The 21,366-nt window shown below is 42.5% G+C and carries 16 protein-coding genes; 13 read left to right on the plus strand and 3 right to left on the minus strand.

Annotated elements, in window-relative coordinates; translation table 11 throughout:
• Nucleotides 1–91 precede the first annotated feature (91 nt).
• Nucleotides 92–2,641, plus strand: a complete 2,550-nt coding sequence (locus AB3N61_RS10235) for a methyl-accepting chemotaxis protein (protein ID WP_257587973.1) — start codon at nucleotides 92–94, stop codon at nucleotides 2,639–2,641.
• An 85-nt stretch (nucleotides 2,642–2,726) separates the two neighbouring features.
• Complete coding sequence (locus AB3N61_RS10240) at nucleotides 2,727–2,999, plus strand: hypothetical protein (protein WP_010515454.1); 273 nt, start codon at nucleotides 2,727–2,729, stop codon at nucleotides 2,997–2,999.
• 122 nt (nucleotides 3,000–3,121) lie between these two features.
• Here AB3N61_RS10240 and AB3N61_RS10245 read toward each other — a convergent pair whose 3' ends face one another.
• Nucleotides 3,122–5,125: a helicase gene (locus AB3N61_RS10245; protein WP_020770863.1), complete on the minus strand. Its 2,004-nt coding sequence runs from the start codon at nucleotides 5,123–5,125 to the stop codon at nucleotides 3,122–3,124.
• Nucleotides 5,126–5,320: 195 nt separating this feature from the next.
• Here AB3N61_RS10245 and AB3N61_RS10250 point away from each other — a divergent pair, with 195 nt between their 5' ends.
• The 6 genes from AB3N61_RS10250 (at nucleotide 5,321) to AB3N61_RS10275 (ending at nucleotide 13,351) form a co-directional block, all read left to right on the plus strand.
• Complete coding sequence (locus AB3N61_RS10250) at nucleotides 5,321–6,622, plus strand: ABC1 kinase family protein (RefSeq protein WP_020770612.1); 1,302 nt, start codon at nucleotides 5,321–5,323, stop codon at nucleotides 6,620–6,622.
• Nucleotides 6,619–6,852: a FeoA family protein gene (locus tag AB3N61_RS10255; RefSeq protein ID WP_020770792.1), complete on the plus strand. Its 234-nt coding sequence runs from the start codon at nucleotides 6,619–6,621 to the stop codon at nucleotides 6,850–6,852. Before AB3N61_RS10250 ends, AB3N61_RS10255 begins: the two co-directional genes overlap by 4 nt.
• A gap of 3 nt (nucleotides 6,853–6,855) precedes the next feature.
• Nucleotides 6,856–8,997, plus strand: coding sequence for a ferrous iron transport protein B (feoB, locus tag AB3N61_RS10260; RefSeq protein WP_367897513.1), 2,142 nt, complete (start codon nucleotides 6,856–6,858; stop codon nucleotides 8,995–8,997).
• A gap of 2 nt (nucleotides 8,998–8,999) precedes the next feature.
• Nucleotides 9,000–10,955, plus strand: coding sequence for an LTA synthase family protein (locus AB3N61_RS10265; protein WP_367897514.1), 1,956 nt, complete (start codon nucleotides 9,000–9,002; stop codon nucleotides 10,953–10,955).
• Nucleotides 10,956–11,229: 274 nt separating this feature from the next.
• Nucleotides 11,230–12,243 carry an N-acetylneuraminate synthase family protein gene (locus AB3N61_RS10270; RefSeq protein WP_367897515.1) on the plus strand — a complete coding sequence of 338 codons (1,014 nt, stop codon included), beginning with the start codon at nucleotides 11,230–11,232 and terminating at the stop codon, nucleotides 12,241–12,243.
• A 1-nt stretch (nucleotide 12,244) separates the two neighbouring features.
• Nucleotides 12,245–13,351 carry a discoidin domain-containing protein gene (locus tag AB3N61_RS10275; RefSeq protein WP_367897516.1) on the plus strand — a complete coding sequence of 369 codons (1,107 nt, stop codon included), beginning with the start codon at nucleotides 12,245–12,247 and terminating at the stop codon, nucleotides 13,349–13,351.
• A gap of 229 nt (nucleotides 13,352–13,580) precedes the next feature.
• Here the strand turns inward: AB3N61_RS10275 and AB3N61_RS10280 are convergent, their stop codons facing one another.
• Nucleotides 13,581–14,462: a DUF4349 domain-containing protein gene (locus tag AB3N61_RS10280; RefSeq protein WP_020770629.1), complete on the minus strand. Its 882-nt coding sequence runs from the start codon at nucleotides 14,460–14,462 to the stop codon at nucleotides 13,581–13,583.
• 28 nt (nucleotides 14,463–14,490) lie between these two features.
• On the minus strand, nucleotides 14,491–15,231 hold the full coding sequence (locus AB3N61_RS10285; RefSeq protein ID WP_367897517.1) for a TrmH family RNA methyltransferase: 741 nt from the start codon (nucleotides 15,229–15,231) through the stop codon (nucleotides 14,491–14,493).
• Nucleotides 15,232–15,476: 245 nt separating this feature from the next.
• On the opposite strand from AB3N61_RS10285, the gene fliF reads away from it, so the two are divergent.
• The 5 genes from fliF (at nucleotide 15,477) to fliJ (ending at nucleotide 21,257) form a co-directional block, all read left to right on the plus strand.
• Nucleotides 15,477–17,177, plus strand: a complete 1,701-nt coding sequence (gene fliF / locus AB3N61_RS10290) for a flagellar basal-body MS-ring/collar protein FliF (protein WP_020770743.1) — start codon at nucleotides 15,477–15,479, stop codon at nucleotides 17,175–17,177.
• Nucleotides 17,177–18,145: a FliG C-terminal domain-containing protein gene (locus tag AB3N61_RS10295; RefSeq protein WP_367897518.1), complete on the plus strand. Its 969-nt coding sequence runs from the start codon at nucleotides 17,177–17,179 to the stop codon at nucleotides 18,143–18,145. Before fliF ends, AB3N61_RS10295 begins: the two co-directional genes overlap by 1 nt.
• A 1-nt stretch (nucleotide 18,146) precedes the next feature.
• Nucleotides 18,147–19,070 carry a flagellar assembly protein FliH gene (gene fliH / locus AB3N61_RS10300; protein WP_008592071.1) on the plus strand — a complete coding sequence of 308 codons (924 nt, stop codon included), beginning with the start codon at nucleotides 18,147–18,149 and terminating at the stop codon, nucleotides 19,068–19,070.
• A 246-nt stretch (nucleotides 19,071–19,316) separates the two neighbouring features.
• Nucleotides 19,317–20,681 carry a FliI/YscN family ATPase gene (locus tag AB3N61_RS10305; protein ID WP_367897519.1) on the plus strand — a complete coding sequence of 455 codons (1,365 nt, stop codon included), beginning with the start codon at nucleotides 19,317–19,319 and terminating at the stop codon, nucleotides 20,679–20,681.
• A 3-nt stretch (nucleotides 20,682–20,684) separates the two neighbouring features.
• On the plus strand, nucleotides 20,685–21,257 hold the full coding sequence (gene fliJ, locus AB3N61_RS10310; RefSeq protein WP_020770705.1) for a flagellar export protein FliJ: 573 nt from the start codon (nucleotides 20,685–20,687) through the stop codon (nucleotides 21,255–21,257).
• The last annotated feature ends 109 nt before the right edge of the window (nucleotides 21,258–21,366 follow it).

Genomic DNA, 21,366 nt, shown 5'->3' on the forward strand with positions numbered 1-21,366 from the left:
CTTCCCAAATTTAAAGTTTCACCTTGTCGGCTTTTTAAAAGAAACTTTTTTAGATCGTACTAGGTCGAAAAAAAATCAACCAGGATCACGCATGAAAAATATAAACAAAGAAATTTCCGCATTCTCCGCTAGGTTTCTGTTCTTAACGGAAGGTTTAGGGTATCTGATCGGAACTCCATTTGCGATCGTATTTTTGGTCCATTTTATGGACCTAGATCTAAAGGACGCGGATCCCTCACTTTGGTTCGTCATGGGAGCGATTTTTGTCCTTGGGCTCGTCACCAGTTCACTTTCTTCCATATATAAATTAAAACCGTTACGAAAATATACCAAACAATTTGCGGAAGGTGCAGTAACTCGAGATACGGTTATCGGGGCCCAAAAGACCGTCTTTCGACTTCCCATTCTTCACGCATTGGACATCCTGGTTAGGATTTGGATGGGTGGTGGAATTTTTGTAATTTCACTCGGGATCTTTTTGCCTATCAGCAAAACGGATTATTCCATTCTTTTAGGACTGATCGTTTTCGGAGGACTTGCGAGCGCAGTCTATTTTTATCTTATCACCGATTGGCTAAAGGACAATTTAGCTAATACGGATCTCTTCGGTTCTATTTCATTGGAGTCGTTGGTTAAACTCAATCTGACCCGGACCTTGGCTTTGGTTTTCTTTTCCATCGTTCTAGTTTTGGCGATCGGAGTTTCTCTGGTAGTTTACAAACTCAATTTTGAATCTTTAAAGAATGCGTATACAAACCAGATGTTGAATGTGGCTCATACCTTAGACCTCCTTACCCAGGGAATCTATGAGGACACGGAAGAAGAAGCGGAACTCATCATCAGAAATAAAACCTTAGGTCTTCTGGTCTCTCAAAAAAAATGGAAAGAAGCGGAGAATTTTCTAAATAATTTTTTAGGATCCAGCCAAAGATTCGAAGGAATAGCTGTCTGGAAAGAAACGGGAGAGTGGTTTTCTCATTCCGTAGGGACAGGAACTTTAGCAAGTAGTACGATCGTTCCCTTAACATCCGCATTCCAACTTCCGGGAGCGGACGAGATCAGAAATACAAATAAAGAAAAGGCATTCTTCTTTAGCGAACCTTCCAATTCACCCCAAAACGGTTCTCCCGTCATTTTATATATTAGAGAATTTGAATTGAATGACGGCTCCAAAGCATTTCTGGTATTCTCCGTTCGGATAGGAGATCTTACAAATCCGGTCATCCAATCCATCAAAATCGGAAAAACGGGTTACCCGGGACTTCTCACTCCTAAAATGACCTTCTTAAATCATATCAGCGAAAATATGAGATTAAAAAAGATGGAGGATCTCCCTTTCGCAAAATTTTTCACGAACTCGCAAGACGGGGTCCCAATCAAGTATGTCATGGACGGCGCTTATAAATCCATGGTGGTACATACGAACAAAAAGTACGGATTTAGATCTTTCGTAACCATCGTAAATGAAGAGGTTTCCAAAGAAGCGATCTCGACTATCTTCTATATGTTGGCGATTTCCTTTAGCGGATTGTTTGTAATCGGATTTATCATCTACTTCATTCTTTCCAAAAGTTTAAAACCTTTAAGAGATAGCAAAAACCTGATCGAAAAAATGTCGGAAGGAGATCTGACCCATAAACTCAATGTTCTCTCCCGGGACGAGATCGGAGAGATGGCGATTAGTATCAACGAGTTCAATCGTAAAGTTAAAGCGGTACTTCAGAAAATTTTCGATGCTTCTCATAGTCTGGCAAATTCTTCCGAGGAAATGTCGAATACATTAAAGACCATCTCGGATAATGCACAAAACCAAGCGGCAGCCTCGGAGGAAATTTCCGCTTCTATCGAGGAGATCTCCGCCGGAATGGATGCGATCTCTTACAGAACAAAAGAGCAAGTCAGTCTTTTGAATTCTTTGGATTCCGAGATGGAGGAATTTTCTTCTTCCATCCAAAACACTTCCGAAAATCTGGATAATACTCTTTCTCATGTAAAAGAGATCACCGACGAGGCAAGAAAAGGCGGAAAATCTTTGGAACTCACCGATCAAAGTATCCGAAAAATTTCCCAGAGTTCGGACCAGATCACAGGTGTGATAGAGATCATCACAACCATTTCGGAACAGATCCACCTTCTCGCCTTGAATGCAGCCATCGAAGCGGCTAGAGCAGGCGCCGCAGGAAAAGGATTCGCGGTGGTCGCAGATGAAATTTCCAAACTCGCGGATAAAACTTCGGAAAGTATGAAGGAGATTGAAAGTATCATCCAAGCGAACGAAACCGAGATAGGGATCGGAGTAAGCAATATCCGAGATACGGTAAGCGTGATCGGGGGGATTATTCAGAGGATAGAGACAATCTATATCCGAATGAACGAAGTATCTTCCGTAATGGGAGAACAATTGGTCCGAAATCGGATCGTGAACAAAAAAGGCCAGGAAGTGAAGGAAAGATCGGAAGGTATCCAAACTGCGATACAGGAGCAAAAATTGGCGATCGAAGAAATATCAAAAACGATCTCTAGTATCAATGACCTGACCCAATCTAACGCATCTTCCACGGAAGAATTGAGTTCCGGTTCCGTGGGACTTGCCCATTTATCCGAGGATCTGAAAAACCAAGCAGAGTATTTTCATTTTTGAAAGTCACACCCCGGAATTTCGGGAGAAAAAGAAGATTTCGAAACTTAGTTGCATTTTAGAGAATTTATTCTAATTTGCGCTATATATGGAATGGGAAAAGATCTTAAGGGACTCTGTAAGGGACGGTTCAATCAAGGAATTGTATCTCCGGAGAGTGCCCACCCTGAAAACTTGTGATGATTGGAATAAGGTAAAAGAAATAGGTCTGATCGATCACAAAACCAAATACGCCCATTATAAGGGTGGATTGGTTAAATTCGGGGAAGGTCTTTTTTTCGTGAGTGAAGAAAGGCTACAAGCTTTAGCTCCCTTCCGCAAATGGGAATTCAAAACCAAGATCAAAGTCACCCCGGATTGAAAAACTTTCCGATTTCGGTGTTTCGCACGGAGAACACAGAGATCACGGAGACAAAAACAAAAGATCTCCAAACAACGAAACTCACCTCAGTGAACTCCGTGCCCTCTGTGTGAAATAAAAAACTATCTAGTTAAATTGATGATCAGATTCAGTTTTTCAGCGACTGTGATTACGTCTTGGACACGAGTTTTGTCCACAAGCACTGCGGTTGGTCCAATCTCGTCCAAAACGATTTTTTTGCCTTTGATCTGTCCAAGTAGAAGTTCCATTACATTCTGGTCTTTCGTGCGTACAAGGACACAATCTTCCGCGACTTCCACCACAGGCAGGTTCCCACCCCAGTCTTCCAATAAGAATAGAAGGTTTTGGGCAAGTTCCGCTTTGCTAGATGCTTTTAAGAAATCCACAAACTCGTTCGTTTTGTATCCCAAAAGAATTCCTAATTGATAGGCTTCTTTGGTCAGAACAAAAGTATACACCCTATCGTAGTCTTTGAGTTCTGTGAAAGCTTTTAAAAGATGAATTCCGTATATGGAAACTTTTTCCGGGAACGCGATCACGGAGAAGTCCGGGTTAATCGTAATTCCACCCTTCTCCGTAACTCCTGCCAACTCTCCCGTTTGGAAGAAATATTCTCCCAGCTTGGAAAGAGTCAGGAAACGGCTCGGATATTCTACTTCTAATAATCCGAATAAATGCAGATAGAAGATCGCACTCATGATCTCCTTACGAAGATCCGCTAGATCCGTCTGGAAATTTTTCGTGCGGAAGCCAGGGCTAAAGATCAGATGTTCCCTGATAATATTCGAGAAAATAACGGAAAGATGGATACGTTTGGACTTGATGATCAGATTTACACATTTGTCCAAGATCATTTTATCGTAAAAAGGCATTTCCGTCGGTTGGAAAACTTCCGGAGGATTCACCCGTTTCATTCTGGCCTCGTTCACCTCATGGATGACGAGTTTCATGATCTCGAAAATATCCTTGCTGAGGAAACCGTCCAGATCCCCTCTCAGAATGATATTCTCCCCTTTGATATCCGCCAGGTTCAAAAGTTTCAGGATCGGAAGGATCAGTTCCATCTGATAGATCTGGCTTTTTTCTGGGAAAATACTGATGTCCGGATTTAATAATTCCTGCTCTGTTCTTTTATGATCCGCCTGTTTAACCTTGCCGGATTTTGCAAGAACCAAGCCCTTTCTGCTGATATATGAAAGTAATTTTTTCGTATTTAAGAAGAAGTCCAACTCGTTGGTGGCGAGTTTTTCCTGTCTCTGGCGAGTTCCTTTTTTAACGGAAGGAAGGATCGGATTGTTCTGGATATGTTTAAGAAGTTCTTCCGGAAGAGCGAAGATCCTAACGAACTTCTCCTCTACGAAACAAACATCGGCGATCATTCCCTTTTCGACTAATGAAGGAATAATAGTCTCGTATTTGCCCCTGCTCATCACGATAAAACTTCTGATATCGTCCGCGTCAGCTGCACCACCGCTTAAATAGATCCTGACGACGGTATCTCTTTCCAATTCCGATAAGGATTGGATAGCCGCCTCATACGCCTCGTCGGAAGTCGCATGAGTGATAAACTTACGAATACTATCTATTTTTGCAGGGGCCTTGACGGCCTTTTTCCATTCATTGGAAATGTCGGTCAATTTCTTGCGATCTAGAAGTTTTTCGACGGAGACTTTGTATTTGTCCCCTTTGAGATTTTGATCTAAAGAAACTAGAGCAGCCAGCTCGTCATACGCATGATACTTATCCAGATTATTGGTAAGTCTTTCTCTGTTTTTTCTTTGGTATACGAGTTGGTATTTGCGGAGAAGGTTTAGTTCCATCTCTACATTGATTGGCGGAATGTTTACTTTTCGGGAGATCTCTCCCAGAGTGAGGACATTCTTATTTTTTAAGATAGAGGTATAGATATTAACTTGGAGTACTGTGAGTTTTTCCAGTACACCTTTGAGGTAAAACTCGTCGAGAAAACTATCGAAAAGAAACTTAACGTTCTTATTCTTTTCTTTGAACGGGAGCTTGGGAATGTTCCAGAGAGAGGCGGTCTTCTTTAGGTCGTTCAGTTCGAGTTTTTCTAATTCTTGCAATAAAACCGATTCGCCACTCATACCACTGACCGAAATTATCGTTCGAGAGCCATACTCTAATTCTCGCCGCTCCCGTAAACCAAAATACGGTTTTCTCGGCTGAACATACAAAATAGACCCGAGTACCCTTCTTCGGGTTCCTTTATCCCAAATGGAGGTTCCTTTCTCCTTGATTTGGATTGTGCTTCTTTCAAGTTATCTTAATCTGGAGCTGAAATGCCAGGATTCCTAGACCAACTTCTGCAAGGGGTAAACAGCGCTAGTCGTATAGTGACCAGCAGTTATGTTTTTTCCACTAAAACCATCCTACTTTTAAAGGATTTGGCCACTGGAGGAAGTGGATCCCGTAATATTCCGGTCCGATTGAGAGAAGCGTTTGAGGAATTAGGCGCAACGTATATTAAATTGGGCCAATTTATCGCATCGGCCCCTTCTCTTTTTCCCGAAGAGATCGTAACGGAGATGCAAAAATGTTTGGATTCCGTACGACCACTTCCGTTTTCAGATGTCCGGAAAGTATTAAAAAAAGAACTGGGTAGAGATTTTCAAAACTTATTCCAAAGTATAGATCCCGTACCGATGGCATCCGCCTCCATTGCGCAAGTCCATTCCGCAGTGACCAAGGACGGCTTGGACGTAGTAGTAAAAGTGCAAAGGCCGGATATAGAAAGTGCGTTAGGAGCGGATCTTAACCTACTATTCTTAGCATCCAAACTATTCGAAATTTTTGTACCCGGCCTGAATAAATCGGGACTTTCCGAAATGGTAGGAATGTTCCAATCCTCGATCTTAGAAGAGATAGATTTTATAAAAGAAGCAAACAATTGCGAAGAATTCGAAAGATACCTTCTCTCCAACGGAGAGACCAGAGCAAGAGTCCCTAAAATTTATAAAGAACTCAGCACCAAAAAAGTTTTGGTCATGGAAAAATTTTATGGAGCTCCTATCACCGACGAAACCTCTCTGCGCAAGTTCAGTAAGGATCCTTCTAAAACGCTTTCGGATGCTTTGGAGATTTGGTTTTCCACACTTTCAAGATCGGGATTTTTTCATGCAGATGTACATGCAGGAAACCTAATGATCCTTAGGGATGGAACGGTAGGTTTTATCGATTTCGGGATCGTAGGAAGGATCTCCTCCAAAGTTTGGGAAGGCCTAATGATCTTTTTGGAAGGACTTGCATTGAATAGAACGGATCGGATCGCAAACGGTTTAGTTCGTATGGATGGGACTGCCCAAGGGATAGACGAGAAAAAATTAGCCAAGGACCTGGAAACGGTTTTCGATCAGATGAGTAAAATGGTCTTAGATATTCAAATGGGGGAATTGGACGCCTTCGACGAAAAAAAGATGAACGCTATCCTTTTCGAGTTCAGGGATATCTCCGATCGTAACGGATTAAAGATCCCTAAAGAATTCGGACTTTTGATCAAACAAATCTTATATTTTGACAGATATATCAAATCTTTCGCGCCGGAACTGGATCTGATCCGGGATAGGGAAAAATTTATCAAATGAAATCCAAACTTTTCGAATTAGAAGAGGGAGAATCCGGCAAGATCACCGGAATCAAAAACGAATACGGAAAAACGGGACTAATCCGAAATCTTTTAGATATGGGGTTTCTTCCGGGGACAAAGATCACCGTGGTCCGAAAATTCCAGGACCAGGACAAGATGATCGTAAAATTGGGACTTGTCCGATTGGCCATTCGAAAAATGGAAGCGGACCTTCTTGAATTGAATTAGTTTATGAAATTATTAAATACTGAAATACAGGCTTTGGAACACAAAACGGAGAAGTTCCGGGTTTTACTTACAGGTAATCCGAACTGCGGCAAATCCACATTATTCAATAGACTAACCGGACTTAGACAAAAAACGGGGAACTACCATGGCGTAACCGTTGAAAAAGCGGAAGGAAGTATCCATACGGAATATACAACGGTCCATATTGTGGATCTTCCCGGTGCTTATAGTTTAGGCGGAGAATCGGAAGACAAACAGGTAACAACCCGCATTCTACTTTCCAGAGGAGCTGAAGACAAACTCATTTTTGTATTGGATGCGGTTGCGATAGAAAGAGGGCTCCAATTTTTATTACAGGTATCTTCTCTCAAGATCCCAATGATCGTCGCAGTCACAATGAACGATACCTTGGAAAAGAAGGGAGTTCATTTAGATCTAAAAGTTTTATCCAAGGCCTTTGGAGTTTCTTTTTATTTCGTAAATCCAAGATCGGGAGAAGGTGTAGAAGTTTTTGAAAAAGTTTTGATGGACGTTTCTTCTTATAAGATCCCAAATCCGGATTTTTCCTGGGACAAAAAAAGGACCGCACTGATAGAGTCCGTACTATCCAAACTTTCCGTTGACGATCCCGATTCGGTCCGATTCGTATTAGAGAATAGTTTTAAAGAATTTAGCGGAGAGATCCTACAAACTGGACTTCCTTCTTCTAATTTTTTCCCGGAAAAAACCAAAAAATTCATTCGTTCCGAATGGCAAAAGTCTAAATTAGAATTCTCTTATGGAGAAGAACTAGTCCAAAGATCCATCTGGATCAAAAAACTTTTATCCAAGGCGGTCTCCGGCTCCGAGATAACCGAAAAAGGTATACTTGGATTTGCGGATAAAATACTTCTCCACCCTATTTGGGGAATTATCGTCTTTTTAGGGATTATGGCCTTGGTATTTCAGTTCTTATTCACCTGGTCGGAAGTGCCCATGGATTGGATAGAAGCAAGAATTAGCGATCTTGCCGATTGGACCGGGAATTATTTACCGGACGGACCGGTGCGTTCCCTCATCCAAGAAGGAATGATAGGTGGAGTCGGAGCTGTTTTGGTATTCGTTCCACAGATCAGTTTGTTATTCTTATTTATAGGGATCATGGAAGAAAGCGGATATATCGCGAGAGCTTCCTTCTTAATGGACAGGTTCATGGGAAAATTCGGGCTTTCCGGTAAATCTTTTATCCCATTACTTTCCAGTGCGGCATGCGCAGTACCTGCAATTATGGGTACCCGAACAATCGAAAACAAAGCGGACAGACTTACGACAATCCTAGTATCTCCTTTGATCACTTGTTCCGCCCGATATCCGGTTTATATTTTAGTGATAGGTACTGTATTTTCCGCAGAGCCGATTTTCGGGATCTTCTCCCCTAAAGTTCTAGCGTTATTCGGTCTTTTCCTATTAGGAATGTTCGCCTCCATGGGAGCCGCTTTCCTATTCAAAAAAACTTTTTTCAGATCGGAACCTGCTTATTTTTTAATGGAACTTCCGAGATACCAATGGCCTTCTCTCAAAAGTCTATTTTTTACGGTTTATAAGAAGATCAGAGCCTTCCTTGAAAATGCCGGAAAAGTAATCCTATTTATCTCCATTATACTTTGGTTCTTAGCAAATTATCCAAGGGTAGAAGTTTCCAAAACCGAAAATTTAAACCCGACCCAAGCGAAGTCCTTACAAATTTCCGAATCCTACGCAGGTAGAATGGGAAAAATGATGGAGCCCGTCTTAGAACCGATCGGTTTCGGATGGAAAATGGGACTTGGGATCATCACTTCGTTTGCAGCGAGAGAAGTAATGGTATCCACATTATCGATCGTATACGGTGTCCAAGGAGAAGATTCCGAAGATGAAAATCTACGATCCGCTCTCAGAAAAGACAAGGATCCGGAAACCGGAAAACCGGTCTGGACGATCGCAAGCGCACTCAGCTTACTTATATTTTTCGCATTTGCCTGCCAATGTATGTCCACTCTTGCCGTTGTGAAAAAAGAGACAAACTCCCTTTTCTGGCCGTTCTTCATGTTCACTTACATGACGATTCTTGCATATAGTTCCTCTTTTTTAGTTTTCCATTTTTCTAAATTTTTAGGCTGGAATTAAGAATGATAAAAAGGCTACCTGCAAACCTTAGGATAATTCTATTCTACTCTTTTTGTTTTCTGATCCTTTTAACCGCTTTTAGATTCGTATTACTCTTTATCTACTTCCCTAAACTGGGAAATTCCTCGATCAGCGAAGTAATCAACTCCTTTTTGATCGGGATTCGCTTTGATCTATGTGTGATCTCCATCGTAATCGGGATCTCCTGGATCTTATCTTCCTTTCATTATCCGAATCGCTGGAAGTACTATAGATATGTATGGGGAATTCTTCCGATTCCATTATTCTTATGGATGACCGGACATCTGATCGGAGATACGATCTATTTCGGAGAGGCTGACAAACATCTAGGTTATGAAGGATTCGTATTTTTAGGAAAAGACCTACTTATACTGATAGAAGCCGGGATCAAAAACGACACCTTAAAAGTGGTCCTGGGATTGCTCGGAATATTTACGGGACTTCCCGCACTAATTTATCTTTTTGTAAAATACAATGGATATCAATATTCTCCGGAAAATAAATACGGGGAATTAGCACAGATCCCGATCTCTATCATCCTAGTTTTACTTTTGTTCCGAGGAGGTGTCCAACCCCGACCGTTAAGATCCACGGAAGCTATTCATTCGGAAAATCCTTTTTTAAACCAACTTCCGTTAAACGGAGTATTCACAACCATTATGGACCTTAAGTCCAAGTCCATTCTGCCCGAATTACAAATGTCTAAAGAAGAATCGATTCGAATCGTACGAAAAGAGATCGATTACGCGGGTGCAAAGTTTATAGATCCCGAATATCCGCTTCTAAGAGAAACTTCGGAAACCAGAAAGGAAACTCCCCCGAATATAGTTCTCATTCTTCTGGAAAGTTGGACAGGAAAATTCCTTAAGCCGAACGGTGATGGGATCGTTGGCGGAAAAGAACTTGCTCCTTATTTTAACTCCCTATCGCAAAAAGGCAGATACTTTCCTAATTTTTTTGCCACAGGAGGAAGAACCGTAAACGGCCTAATGTCAGTACTCACAGGCATTCCGGATCGTCCCGGTATCACAGTGGTGAGGACTCATCAGGTTTTAGGAAATTTCGGCGGCCTTGGGTCTTTATTAAAAACGGTCGGCTATTCCACCTACTTTGTGCATGGAGGAGATGTAGGATTTGATAATATGAGTTTTCTTTTTCCTCATTGGGGTTTCGACACGATCATCGGAAAAGAAGAAATCGAAAAAACAGGGAAATATAGATCGGGAGCCTGGGGATTTTATGACGGCGACGTATTAGAAGAATTGCATACGACGATCTCAAACGCGAAACCACCGTTTGTTGCGGTCAGTCTCACGCTTACCACACATTATCCATATCAGGTTCCTGAGACATCGAGACATCGTTATCCGGAAACGATGAAAGATTCCGACTATTTTAATACCTATTCCTATTCGGACGAGTCCATCGGCAGATTTATGGAGAAGGCGGAAAAGTCCCCTTACTTCCAAAATACCATCTTCATATTCGTTGCGGATCATACACATCATAGGGATCTAAATCCATTCGAAGATCGTAATATTCCATTGTTAATTTATTCTCCCAAATATATAAAACCGGGATTAGATCCTAAAATTTCCTCTCAATTGGACGTGATTCCGACCATTTTGGGGCTTGTGGGCAAAAAAGTAAAATTTTCCTCCTTCGGTAGGGATCTGCTTTCGAATTCTCCGCAACCCAAAACGAGCGGTTCTTATTTTGCATTTTCTAGCGTAATAGGTTGGATCGAGAATGAATATGCACTTTATAGGTCCACGGAAGGGGAACTAAGAGAAGCGTATCCAATGCCTTGGAGTGAGAGCAAGGCCAAGTGCGCCTCTATCAAGGAAACCTGCGACGAATATGAGCGGAAAGCTAAGGCGTTTTTAAATCTGAGTTATGAACTTTTAAATACGAATCGGATCTTTCCGGAGAAATAAATTTTTAGGTTTGGGGAATCGGATATTGGTAGAAAATCTCCCCGCCCTTTCTGGGCGGGGGCCGGTCGGTGGTACCCCGAACCCATCGCACAAAATCGGATTTTTTTCCTATCGATTTCTGTCCTAAAATTTGTAGGAGCTCCAACAAACAGATCTATGTTTATTTTCTTGCCTTGCTACTTAGACTGAATTCCGAGAGAAATCATCCTTCCCTTTCCGGCTAAGTATTCCGATCTTAGTCTTAAGGGTATTACCTCTCATTTCAGGAGAAAGAATGTCTTTTTCAAAAAGTTTTCGTTTGGAAGAAAAATGGGAAATCGGTCCGGATTCTTCCCCGTTTATAATCGCCGAGATTGGATTGAATCATAACGCAGATCCGGAATTAGGAAAGAAGACCATCCAGGCTGCAAAAAAGGCGGGTGCGGATGCGGTAAAATTCCAAACCTACAGAACCGAAAACTTTTTAGATATTAAAAATCCTAAGGCGAAAGTTCTCGTGGATATTTTCCAAACCTACGAGCTTTCCGAAAAATTGCACACTGAATTCCAAAAAACGGCAAAGGAAGAAGGCCTTTTCTTCTTCTCCACACCTTTAGATCCTGGAAGCGTAGACCTTTTAGTAAATATAGGAGTAAAAGCTCTTAAGATTGCGAGCGGAGATATCGTAAACAAACACCTTCTGCAAAAATGTGCAAGCACAGGACTTCCTTTATTCTTATCTAGCGGCGCAGCGGAAGGTTTCGAAGTTATTAGAGCATTGGAACTCTTGGAATCCGAAAAAGTAAAGGATCTGGTATTATTCCATTGTGTTTCTCTTTACCCCACCCCTCCAGAAAAAGCGAATTTGCAAACTATAGAATATTATAAAAATATATTCAATGGTCCTTTAGGTTTTTCGGATCATACTGCAGGAAGTATCGCTGGCGCATTGGCAGTGTCGTTAGGCGCAGGCGTTTTAGAAAAACATTTTACCTTGGACAAAACACTTCCCGGACCTGACCATACAATCTCTGTAGATCCTCCAGAACTGAAATCCTATGTAGAAAATGCAAAACTTGCATTTCAAATGAGGGGAGAAAAGAAGAAGGTAGTGCAACCGCAAGAAGCAGGGGGTAGATTTTTCGGAAGAAGAGGGATTTACGCGGATCAAAGCGGAAATCCGATCGCACTTCGTCCGGATCTAAGCCAGGAGGATAAAAGATATTTTGATTCTTGGAAGCTGGATGAGGCAAAGTCCCTCGTCAAACAATGTAAAGGACCAAATCCGGGAGAACCTTTTTTATCTTAATATGATCCGAAAAATCTGTCTTTTATTTACGGCTCTTTCTTTCGGTCTATCCGCAGCTCCCAAGTCTTACGGCTCACTGGGTTCCGAAGTGGATTTTTTGGACTTCGGAAAAGTGACAGTGGCTCCTTTTTCTTATTCCGTGTCTTCTTCTTACGATGAAGAATATGGAGCTTTCAATCTATTCGATTCCAATCCAAAATCGTATTGGTATTCTTCCGGTGGGAATAAACCGGAATGGATCATCGTAGATTTCGGTTCCAAAAGACTGATCAATGCAATAGAAATTTTAGTGCCTATGTTCCGGGGAAAAAGAGCAGCAGAAGAATACGAGATCCAAGTCCTTCACCAGGAAAATTGGAAAACTATTTTTAAGAACGATAGAGTGGACTTAGTGAACCATCATAATCTTCCTCCGATCGATGCATCCATTCTTAGATTATATTTTCCTAAAACGGAAGAAAAGAGTATCGTGATCGGAGAATTTAAGATCCTGCTGAATGGAACCGTCCTAAATTCGATTTCCAATAAATTCACAGGATATCAATACCCTGTTCCGGACGGACTTCTTCCGGAAAAAGATTATCAACTTCCAGGCGCGCCCAGAGAATACAGGAACGGGATCCACAAAGGATTAGACATTTATTATAAACGGGAGAAGATCGGTCCACCTAGACGTTTGACCTTCGATGATGTTTTGGTTTCTCCCGCAGATGGAACCATCATACGCGCGGATCTGGATTATTCTCCTATGACACTTTCGGAATTCCAAAAATATTCCACGTTAGCTCAGAAAAACGGAGTTACTTATGTGGAAAAAGATTTTGGAGGAAGACAGGTTTGGATCGATCATGGAAACGGAGTTATGACCTCTTTCAATCATCTTTCCTCGATTAAAAGAGGGATCAAACCCGGAGCAAAGGTAAAAGCGGGTGAAGAGATAGGCAACGTTGGCAATTCAGGTCTCATGGGAGAAGCAAAAGGGAATGACGAAAACATCCATTTACATTTCGAGATCTGGGTGGACGGAGAATATCTGGGTGCTGGAGTTCCTACAAATCAAATGAGGAAACTTCTGCAGTTTTTCTTTTCGAAATCGAACTTAAATTAAAGTTTATTTCGCACGGAGCACACAGAGGTCACTGAGTTTAAAGGGCTCAGAGACTATTTTCACACAGAGCCGTGGAGATTTATTTGTAGGAACTCCAACACGCGGAATCAAGTTAGATTTTGATCCTTTGGGAACTCCTACACGGAAAATCAAATCCGATTCCGATCCTGTTGGAGTTCCTACATCAAACTCTCTGTGTTCTCCGTGAACTCCGTGCGAAAAAATATACTTAAAGAATTCCTTTAGATCTCAGGTAATTTAAAATTTTCGTTCCGAAAAACCAAGTGATCCATCCTCCTACAGCTGCAAATGCATATAAGAAAGAGAATAATAGGCCGTATTTGATGGTCCACTCTAAGGATATTTTACATTTTTTCAATAAAGTAACAAATCCTCCGGAAACGGCACCTGTTTCCTTTAAGGTAAATTTGATCGTGCAAAATTCATTCTCCTGATCGAATTCTCCTAACTTCACCCCTAGGTCTTGGATCTTACCCTCTATCTCTAAAATTTCTTTTTCCAAAGAGATCAATTCTTCTATCTTTCCGTTCTTTCCCTTTAAACCCAAAAGCCCTGCTTTAGATTTTTCTAAAGAGATCCGCGTAGCGGTGATGTTCTTGTATTCGTTCGTTTTGTCCGTCTTGTTCACGGAAATAGAATCTATAACTCCGATTGTCTGGATGGATTCAACCATGGAATCGAACTCGTCCGGGTTTACTCCAATTCCCAACTGCAATGTTCTTTTGCCGGGAAGTCCGGATCTTTGTTCGTATTGGATGACACCCTTGGCATCCTCTACCATCTTGCGTGTTTTCTTTTCGTTCTCCTCGAACTCGGAAGTTTTGGAAGAAACCGCGGCCACCTTCTCGTATTTTTGAGAAGATGCAGAGATCGTAGTCTTGTCCTGAGGAGCATAAAACTTTTCGGAGGCGTAGTTTTTACGCCCATAGTCGAAATTGATAGAAGAACCTTGTTCTTGGTTTACAATATTCGTTTCAGGACCGACCGCATAACTGTAAATGAGCCGGAATATAAATAGAAATAAGAAAATTCCTCCAAATACGAGTGAAAACTTTTTAATAAACTTAGAAACGCTGGTATATTGTTCCATCCTACCCTACTTTTTTGGCTGAAGTGATCTATTGGACCCTTGTTGCTTCCGATCTGATCCTTTGTAATAGGTCGGATTCGACAAGATTTCCGTTATGAAGACATTTTTTATAATACGAATTTCGGATATACACCTTCTCCTCCTCCGTTAAGGTCCAATTCGGGACTTCCTTTCTTAACCTGAACACAAGATGCGAAAGTACTATAGCTACTGTTACCGAAATATTATAACTTTCCGTAAATCCGTACATGGGAAGTTTTAGAAATACGTCCGCTTCTTCCCTGGCATAGGAAGATAACCCATGCTCTTCCGATCCAAATAGTATGGCGCTTGGTTTATCTAACGGTAAGGTATCTAGTTCGTAGGAATTTTCGAAAGTATAAGGAGAGGTTGCCACGATTCGATACCCTTTTTCTTTCAAACCGCTTATACAATGTCTAGTATTATCGAAATTCGGCTTTTGGTATTTGTGGATCTGTATCCATTTTTGTGCGCCTAAAGCAATACCTTCATTCGGTTTATAAGAGTTTTTATTTTCCACAACATGGATCTCGGCTAAACCTAAACATTCGGAAGTCCGTACCGGAGCGCTAGCATTATAAGGTTGGAATATATCCTCCAACACAATTGTTAAGTACTTTGTTCGAAAAGAGGCGACTTCTTGGATCTTTGAGACCTTCTCCGCTGATATTAGAGTTTTAAAATACTCTTCCAACTTCTTTGCTTCTTCGAGGTTTATAAAATTTGAATGTTCCCGGGCCAGTTTCATGTTCAAAATGTTTTATTTCCTAGACAATTTTACAGAGAAACTTGGAAGCCAGCGAATCGACACTAAACACATATCAAGTAATTCCGTACGGCAAGGTTTATTTTTTTGCGTCGAGACACTTACCAAAAGGGATAATATAAAAAATCCGGAGAAAATAAAAAAATTCTAAAGTTTTTTTAAAAAGGGATTGTACTTTGTTTCCGAAAATCTATTATGTCCCCTATCTTGTCCGGTGGTGAAGGAAAATGCCCGAGCAATTACAGAAGATTCTGAACAATATCAAGGAGTTCTTCAACTCTTTAGATACTACAAAGAAACTGATTTTAGGTGGAGTAGCGATCACTGTGGTCGTTGCCTTAGGGCTTCTGACAACCGTTTCCTCTCAAAAGAATAGAGTTATACTCTTCCAAAACCTAACTGCGAAGGATTTTGCAGAGGTTACCAAAAAATTGGACTCGATGGGCTATTCGTATAGCTCCGGAGACACGAGCATCGTGAGTGTGGATCCGGAACAAAGGCAAGAAATTATCACAAAACTTGCCCAAGAGAACCTGATCCCTGCCGGGGTGCAAGGATGGGAACTCTTCAACGTGGAAAAATTCACGGAGACCCAGTTCGATAAGGACATCAAAAAGTATCGAGCGCTCAAAGGAGCTATCGAACAATCCTTGATGACACTTCGCCCTGTTGACAAAGCATTCGTGAATATCGCAATCCCGGAAGATGAACTATTCAATTCGAATGCTTCTCCGGTAAAAGCCTCGGTTATTTTACATTTTATCCCGGGAGTCGAAGGGATTTCCAAAAAAGAAGTCAAAGGTATCGTAAACTTGGTTTCCAGAGCGGTGCCTAAACTCAAACCGGAAAACGTAGTAGTTGCGGATGCGGACGGCAAGATCATTTCCGACTTCGAAGAAGACCTGGAAAAAGAAAGATTAGAACTCAGAGTGGTTCAAGAGAAATTAAGAATCCAAGAAGAACAAAGGATACAAAGACTCATCGACGTAAGAAACACTCTTCGTTGGTTTTTAGGCGGAGAAGACAGAGTGGACATCACCCGCTTCGAGTACATGTTAAATTGGGACAAGGAATCTTATAAAGATAATCAAGTCTCTCCGGTGATCGAAAGACCGGATGATCCGAACACTCCATACTCCGAGTTAAAGATCGTGGACGGTTACAGTTTAAAAGTTTCTTCAAAAGAAACCAGCGAACAATTCACCGGAAGAGGTTTTACTCCGGACGGACCCGCAGGAACGGAACCGAATCTTCCTCCCGGCTACAAAGACACCGACTACCAAAAAGCGGATTATAAGAAAACGGAGAATATCAATAACTTCGAATTCAACAGAAGAGTGAGCGAAGTCCAAAAACAACCTTGGAAGATCGAAAAAGTCAACCTCTCCGTAGTTGTGGACGGTCAATGGACTAAAAAAGAAAATGCGGAAGGAACAGGATACGACAGAACATATATCCCTGTTTCGGATGACGATATTCGAACTATTCGTAAAAACTTAGAGGCAGCCGTAGGAATAGATAAAGCAAGAGGGGACCAAATCTCCGTAATCAGCATTGCAAAAGATCGAAGCGCTCAATTCGCTGCAGAAGACGAAGAATTAAGAAAACAGAAAGCGATCCGCCAAATGGTCATCGCCTCTTTGGTCATCGTATTATTCCTAATACTTACCATCCTCATTTACAGAGCGATCAAAAAAGAGATCGCAAGACGCCGCAGACTACGCGAAGAAGAACTCGCAGCAATGCAGCAGATGATGAGAGAAGCTGCTCTCCGAGTCATGGACGACGGAAGCGCAGAAGTCGAACTCTCTCTGGACGAAAAACTCAGAAGAGAACTTCTCGAAAACGCGATCAACCTGGCCAGGGAAAAACCGGAAGAAGTGGCCCAACTTCTCCGCACCTGGCTCTCTGAAGAGGAAGCAACCTAATGAGTATCCTGTCCGGAAAAAGAAACCGGGCGGGACAGCTCCTCCGAATCTTGGGGGAGCATCTTCCCCCGGAAGTGTTTCGTCATCTTGGCCCTCAGGATACGTCCAAACTTTTAGAAAGTTTTCACAAGTCCGGAAAACTGGAAGCGAAACAAGAAAGAGAACTTTTAGGGTCCTTCTTAGAAGGACTCTCCAGCGTACCGAAAGAAGGGATCGATCGAGACACCCTGGCTTTGATCCAAGAACTCGAAACCATCTTAAAAGAAGATCTGGTTGCCGAACCGGAATGGTCCGAGGAACTTAAGTCCTATACCAAGGAAGAACTTTCCAAAATTGTAGCCGGAGAATCATCAGACAGGATCGCGCTCGTATTCTGCCATGCGGATCCGGATACTTCTGCCAGAGTATTGGAAGAATTCCCGGAAGAAACCCAAGAGGAGATCCTACTTGCCATCCGGAATTTGGACCTTTCTTCTGCGGGGCTTTTGGACTCCTTGGAAAGGTTCTTACGCTTCAAACGGGAAGTCCTGAAATCTCCCCAGTCTGGAGTTCCTACCAGGGACAAGGGCGGAAAGAGGGCCGCGGAACTTTTGGGCAAATTGGACCCCCAAGATTCCCAGAAATTATTCTCGCGGATACGCGAAAAGAGCCATTCGTTTGCCGAAAATATAAATAAGCATTTCTTCCGAATGGAAGACCTGATGGATCTGAGCCGAGATGCCCTAAACAAGTTTTTGTCCGAGATCCATCCGATCGTGACCGCGACCGCTTTTAAAGGCACCGAACCGGAAACGAAACAGGTCTTACTGGAGAGGTTGGACCCAACGCTCGCCTCCTCCATCCGATTGGAAGAAGATTCTATGGGACCGGTTTCCCTGGCAGAGATTGAAACCGCCCAGAACGGACTACTTGAAATTTTTAAGGAATCCGTAGAATCAGGAAGAATCAAGTTCCGGAGAAAGAACTAATATGGCAAAACTAGTCTTCAAACCTATCCAAATCGCGGATATGCAGGATCAAGTAGAGCTGCAGATCCCGGATAAATATAAAAAATTCCATAGGGACGAAGACGCTGAAGAGTTCGAAGTCGACCAAGAAGGAAATATAATCGAGCAATACCAAGGTCCTTCTATCGAAGAGATCGAGGCCGAGCTCAACCGTTATAAAGAAGAAACGGAAGAAAATATCAAAACCATGCTCGAGGACTCCCGCCGCAAGTCGGAGGAGATCGAGGAAGAAGGTCGTAAAAAAGCCTTCCAAATGATCCAGGATTCAAAAGAGAAGATCAAACTCGAAGAGGATTCCGGCAAAGCCAAAGCGGAACAGATCTTGGAAAGAGCCAAGATGGAAGCCGAAAGAATGATCAAAGAAGCCGAAATGAAAACGGCGGAGATCGAACATGAGGCCTACTTAAAAGGATTTGAAGCAGGACGAGAAGTTGGTTTCAGAAAAGGCCAAGGAGAAGTCCGACGCCTCATCGACCGTCTCGGGACCATTGTGGGTAAAGCGATCGATATCCGTGCGGAACTTATCCAAGCATCCGAGAAACAGATGGTGGAGATGATCCTGATCATCGCTCGTAAGATCATCAAAGACGAGATCATTGAACGTAAAGAAATCGTACTCAATAATATTAGAGAAGCCCTGAAACGGATCAAGGACAGGGACCGTGTGGATATCCGGGTCAACTTTGCGGACCTGGAGATCACCACGGCTCACAAAGACGAACTTATCAAACTTATGGAATCTCTTCGCAAGGTCAATATCTACGAAGACTCCCGCGTCGACAGAGGTGGGGTCATCATCGAGACGGACGTTGGAGCCATCGATGCAAGGATCTCCACACAGCTCAAAGAAATCGAAGAAGCAATTCGAAATGCGGAGCCGATCTAATCCACCATTCACGTCCAAACTTAGTCTCCTACCCGGCCGCCGTTCCAGGCGGTCGGGTCAGGGGGGTTTTCTTTGTAGGCACTCAAACCCGACAATAGCTGAAGGGAACTTTGGAAGGGGATTTTGTAATAGCTTCGACGGATTTCTCTCTTTATTCAGATGTGACATAATTCAGTTATATTCTCATTATCACTTGACTCGGGGTAAAATCCTAGGGACAGTATCCGGTATCTAAGAGCCAAGATTATGATAGAGAAGAAGTTCCACGAAAAGGTAGACGTCATCTCCAAGTATTTCCTGATCTTGGACCGCACAGAAACCATCCGCAAATCTGGAAGAGTCGTTCGTGTCTCCGGAAACGTAATCTATTCGGAAGGACCTCCCGATTCCAAGATCGGAGAGATCATGGAAGTCCAAAAAGCAGGAACGGAAGGTTACCTGCAATGCGAGATCGTAGGCTTCGAAAATCATGTATATACACTCATGCCTTTGGGTCCTGTAGAAGGTGTGTATCCGGATGCGTTCGTATTCTCTTCGGGGAGAAGCCTGAATGTTCCCGTGGGAAGAGAACTCCTGGGCCGCGTGCTAAACGGTGTAGGACGTCCAATCGACAAAAAAGGACTCATCATAACTTCCGAAGAAAAATCGCCGGAGGGAGAAAGTATCAATCCTCTGGATCGACCTGTGATCCGGGACATTCTTCTTACAGGTGTTCGAGCCATAGATGGAATTTTAACGGTAGGTAGAGGACAAAGATTAGGGATTTTCTCCGGATCCGGTGTGGGAAAATCAAGCTTACTCGGTATGATCGCAAGATTTACGAATGCCGATGTTAACGTGATCGCACTCGTGGGAGAACGAGGCAGAGAGGTGAACGAATTTTTGGAAAGAGACCTCGGGAAAGAAGGTCTTGCCAAGTCTGTCGTATTTGCCGCCACATCCGACGCGCCTAAGATGGAACAGGTAAACTGCGCCCTACTCGCCACTTCCGTTGCGGAATATTTCAGAGAGCAAGGACTTCATGTAAATTTAATGATGGATTCCTTGACGAGATTCGCCCATGCAAATAGGGAGATCTCGGTTTCCAACCATGAGTCTCCTATCACCAGAGGTTTTAGTTCATCCGTTTTTACTAAATTAGCAAAACTTGTTGAACGTTCCGGTACCTCCAAATCCGGAGGAAGTATCACAGGATTTTATACGATCCTAACGGACACGGACGAAATGGAAGATCCCGTCGCGGATGCTGTCCGAGGTTATATAGACGGTCACATCGTTCTTTCTCGTAAATTAGCGGAAAGAAATCATTATCCTGCGATCGACATCCCCGCTTCTCTCTCCCGGGTAATGCAATTCATAGTGGAAGAAGACCAATTTATGCGAGCCGGAATGGTCCGAGAACTTATCTCCACTTATAACTCAGTGGAAGAATTGATCTTATTGAACGCTTATGTAAGAGGTTCGGATCCTAAAGTGGATCTTGCCATCCGGAAAAAAGATAAGATCGATTCTTATCTCAAACAAAAACTTATGGAAAGAAGCCTTTTTCCCCAAACAATCAGCGGCTTAAAGGATATCTTAAAAGAAGAAAGAGAAGAAGAGGAATTTTAATCAATGAAAAGATTCCAATTCAGACTCGATCCGGTGCTTCGTCTAAAAAAGATCAAAGAGGATCAAAAACTCAAAGAACTTTCGGAACTAGTGGCCCAAGTCAACCAGCGTAAATCCGAAATAGATTCCAACGAATCAAGGATACGTTCCCTATCTTCTACTGAACTCTCAGGAAGTACGGACCTTAGGGAGTATTCCTATTTGCAAACGTATATGAGACAACTTCTGACCCGGAACACGGAGTTAGAAACCGAGATCCGTTCCTTCGACGAACCCGTGGAGAAAAAAAGAACGGAAGTATCGGAGGCAAGAAAAGAGAAGAAGGTACTGGAACTTCTCAAGGAAAGCCGCTTTAAGGAGTATTTACATACCTATCGAAAGGCGGAAAAAATCCAGGCAGAAGAGCAGTTTTTAGCAGATCTTTATAGGAAAACTAGGGAGGAAATTTATGGGGATGATAGATCTAAACGGGATCCGAAAGTATTTACCTATGATACGGGAGGTATCGAGCGCACCGGTACAGAAGATGCGGGACTTTCTGAACTCAGAAAACTTTACGAGCGTTATAAAAAGTGACCTCCCCTTTTTAGAAGTACGTAAAACGGTAGAATCTTCCGATCCTTTAATCGGGAGCATGGCAAATCTCCAAGATAAGATTTCCCATTTAGAGAATAAGGCTGGGGAA

Source organism: Leptospira sp. WS58.C1 (genome assembly GCF_040833995.1).
Classification (GTDB): Bacteria; Spirochaetota; Leptospiria; order Leptospirales; family Leptospiraceae; genus Leptospira_B; species Leptospira_B cinconiae.